The sequence below is a fragment of the Pseudomonas oryzihabitans genome, from assembly GCF_007665395.1.
Classification (GTDB): domain Bacteria; phylum Pseudomonadota; class Gammaproteobacteria; order Pseudomonadales; family Pseudomonadaceae; genus Chryseomonas; species Chryseomonas psychrotolerans_C.
The window spans coordinates 1-395 of the sequence record NZ_VDND01000032.1 but is presented as its reverse complement, the minus strand read 5'-3'; the positions used below and the strand labels follow the sequence as shown (position 1 = coordinate 395).

At 67.6% G+C, this 395-nt stretch carries 1 pseudogene; it reads right to left on the bottom strand.

The features are described from left to right. Positions 1 to 64: 64 nt before the first annotated feature. Positions 65 to 395: pseudogene (locus FSV73_RS25450) on the bottom strand (undecaprenyl-phosphate 4-deoxy-4-formamido-L-arabinose transferase); the annotation flags it as partial.

Here is a 395-nt window from a genome sequence, read left to right as displayed (position 1 = left end):
AGGCCGGCGCAGCCGATGTCGTGGTAGGCGAAGACGATGGCGGTTTTCATCAGGGGCTTTCCTGTTACTGGACCTGGCGCAGCGGCGCCGGCGAAGGAGAAAGGGTGGCGGCGCGGATCACTTGTTCCACGTGGAACCGGGGCCGGGCACGGACGTCGTGGTACACCCGGCCGAGGTACTCGCCGAGCAGACCGAGACCGACGAACTGGGCGCCGGTGAAGATGAACAGCACGGCGAACAGCGAGAACACGCCATCGGCCGCCCACTCGGCGCCGTGGGTGACCCGCAGCACCAGCAGCAGCGCGGCGAAGAGGAAGCCGAAGATGGCCAGGCCACCGCCGAACAGGCTGAGCATGCGCAGCGGGGTGGTGGTCATGCAGGTCAGCAGGTCGAAC